Consider the following 3,112-nt stretch of genomic DNA (forward strand, 5'->3'; position numbering starts at 1 on the left):
GAGTGATCGAAAAAACGGTAATCGCGATCAGATTTAAAGCTGTCTGTTCCATAAAAATTAATAAAAATATACAAATGCTTAATACTATGTTACATTGCCTAGTTTTATTTTCCCCGAATTAACCAACCAATTACCCCACCCACAAAAGCAGTCACAATCGATATACCGATCTGTTTCCAGTTTTTTACCTCCCCAATTTTTTCGGCTAAATCGGGAATTTTTCCCACGGATGCCTCGATGAGTTGCACTCTTTCATTTAAACCGGTGATTTTTGCGTCTAAAGTCCTGATTTCTCCCTTAATTTCCGTCTGTCCTATCTCTAAGACCTGAATTTCTCTTTTGATCTCTCCGACGCTATTCTCGATCGCTTTTTGTCCACTCTCCAAAGAGGTTAAACGAGTTTCGATCGCTTTTTGTCCACTCTCCAAAGAGGTTAAACGAGTTTCGATCGCTTTTTGTCCATTCTCCAGAGAGGTTAAACGAGTTTCGATCGCTTTTTGTCCATTGATAATCAGATTTTCTAACCTTTTTAGGTCATTTTCCGTAAAAGCCGTCATCAGCTAAACTCCTAATAGATTAATTTTTTCTCGTCTTGAGATTGAGTCGATCGTTGACTAATTTAATTATGGAGTCAAAATCAAACTGTTACCCACTGATAGTTCTAGCTTCGACGCGGCAATAGGGATTTAGGGTGATAGGCAAATTTCCGCTAAATCCCTCACCTCCCCACTTCCCCACTTCCCCACTTCCCCTTTACCATAAATAAACATTATTGTTTTCCTGTATGGATAACTTTTATTGATGAACATCGCTCGCACTATGCAAGAGGCAATAGGGATTTAGGGTGATAGGCAAATTTCCGCTAAATCCCTCACCTCCCCACTTCCCCAATTCCCCACTTCCCTTTACCATAAATAAACATTATCGTTTTCCACTATGGATAACTTTTACTGATGAATATTGATCGCACTATCCAAGAGGCAATAAGTATTTAGGGTGATAGGGAAATTTCCGCTAAATCCCCCACTTCCCCAATTCCCCACTTCCCTTTACCATAAATAAACATTATTGTTTTCCTGTATGGATAACTTTTATTGATGAATATCGCTCGCACTATCCAAGAGGCAATAAGTATTTAGGGTGATAGGGAAATTTCCGCTAAATCCCTCACCTCCCCACTGATAATTCATAATTTATAATTCCCACCTCCCCACCTCCCCACTGATAATTCATAATTCATAATTCCCACCTCCCCACCTCCCCACTGATAATTCATAATTCATAATTCCCCATCTCCCCTTTACCATAAATAAACATTATTGTTTTCCTGTATGGATAACTTTTATTGATGAATATTGATCGCACTATCCAACTAGCTCATCAATTAGCGGACACTTCTGGAGAGATTATCCGGCGCTATTTTCGGCAGCCCCATCTAGAAACCGAGACAAAACTCGATCAAGTTTCCTCAATAGTAACAATCGCCGATCAAGAAGCTGAGGAGGCGATGGTGGCGATTATTCGGCGAGAATTACCCGAAGATGGGGTTATTCGGGAAGAAGGAGCCAATATTCCCGCCCAAAGTGGTCGTTATTGGGTGTTGGATCCGATCGATGGAACATCCTCTTTTGTCAAGGGATTACCGATTTTTGGGACTTTAATCGGCCTAGTGGCAGAAAATCAACCGATTTTAGGAATTGTCGATCAACCGATTTTAGGCGATCGCTGGTTAGGAGTGAAGGGAAAAGGGAGTCTTTATAATAACCGGATGATTGTTAATCCCTATCGTCAGGATCGGGAACTTGTCTTAAAAAATGCCTGTTTAGCCTCCACCACTCCCTTAATGTTTATCACAGAACGACAACAAGCGATCGCTCGTCAGCTGCAAAGCGTCTGTAAACGTACCGCTTTTGGGGGTGATTGTTATAACTATATGATGTTAGCCACTGGCTGCACTGCCATGCCGATGGTAATCCTAGAATCAGACCTGAAATACTACGATTTTTGTGCTTTAATCCCGATTATTGAAGGTGCCGGCGGAATAATTAGCGATTGGTCTGGTAATCCCCTACAAGCTGATTCTAGCGAAGTTTTAGCCGTCTCTAATTCGGGTTTATGGCAGCAGGTTTTAGAACAAATCAGCAGAGTGGGTTAGTGCGAATGCCAAGATAATTAAGGCTGGCTGAATAAATCTAAAAACCTTGTTGGGTAAGACTTTTAGACTTTTTGTCAATCAAAAAGTACCAGTTATGGGAGTGATCGTGGGAAAATTACGGGACTTTTTCTCTGAAAATTAGGTAATTGACCAGATGGGAATCAGTAAAAACCTACACCCCACACCCCACACCCCACACCCCACACCCTGTCCCCACAAAAAACTTTTTCAGCAGACCCTAATTAATCAACAGCTAACCCACCCCTGCGGCAATTAAACCGTGGCTAATTGAGGTTGGGGACGTTTGCTGTTACGGATACCTTCGATCGCTGCCGCGTAATCGGGGGCATTAAATACCGCCGAACCTGCTACGATCGCATTAGCACCCGCTTCGAGAACTTGCCAAGTATTAGCCGGTTTCAAGCCGCCATCCACTTCAATCCAGGGATCCAAGCCTTTTTCATCGCAGATTTGGCGTAATTGACGGATTTTGGGGACAACTTCCGGGATAAAACTCTGGCCACCAAAACCGGGGTTAACGCTCATAATTAGGACTAAATCGCACAAATGCAGCACATATTCGATTAAATCTAGGGGAGTGGAGGGATTTAATACCACACCCGCTTGTTTACCGAGTTCGCGGATCTGACAAAGAGTACGATGGAGGTGGGGAGAAGCATTATGTTCAGCGTGAACAGAAATAATGTCAGCACCCGCTTTCGCAAAGTCAGCCACATATTTTTCTGGTTCGACGATCATTAAATGCACATCTAAAGGTTTTTTCGTATAGGGACGAATAGCGGAGACAATCAGGGGTCCAATGGTGATATTCGGGACAAAACGACCATCCATCACATCAACGTGAATCCAATCGGCTCCTGCCTTATCCACAGCCTCGATATCGGCTCCTAATTTACTAAAATCCGCCGATAGGATCGAGGGAGAGACAACGATCGA

3 protein-coding genes are annotated in these 3,112 nt (G+C 42.8%); 1 reads left to right on the forward strand and 2 read right to left on the reverse strand.

Features of this window, described 5'->3' with window-relative positions; translation table 11 throughout:
• Positions 1-104: 104 nt before the first annotated feature.
• Entirely contained in the window at positions 105-557 is a 453-nt protein-coding gene (locus PX484_RS17950; protein ID WP_002759283.1) for a coiled-coil domain-containing protein, read from the reverse strand.
• Positions 558-1,348: 791 nt separating this feature from the next.
• Between PX484_RS17950 and hisN the strand changes: the two genes are divergently transcribed.
• Positions 1,349-2,155, forward strand: coding sequence for a histidinol-phosphatase (gene hisN, locus PX484_RS17955; RefSeq protein ID WP_287766688.1), 807 nt, complete (start codon positions 1,349-1,351; stop codon positions 2,153-2,155).
• A 273-nt stretch (positions 2,156-2,428) separates the two neighbouring features.
• On the opposite strand, the gene rpe is transcribed toward hisN, so the two are convergent.
• The coding region (gene rpe, locus PX484_RS17960; protein WP_288104989.1) for a ribulose-phosphate 3-epimerase at positions 2,429-3,112 on the reverse strand (684 nt) is incomplete at its 5' end.

It is taken from the genome of Microcystis sp. M49636_WE2, from assembly GCF_030065375.1.
In the GTDB taxonomy this organism is placed as follows: domain Bacteria; phylum Cyanobacteriota; class Cyanobacteriia; order Cyanobacteriales; family Microcystaceae; genus Microcystis; species Microcystis aeruginosa_C.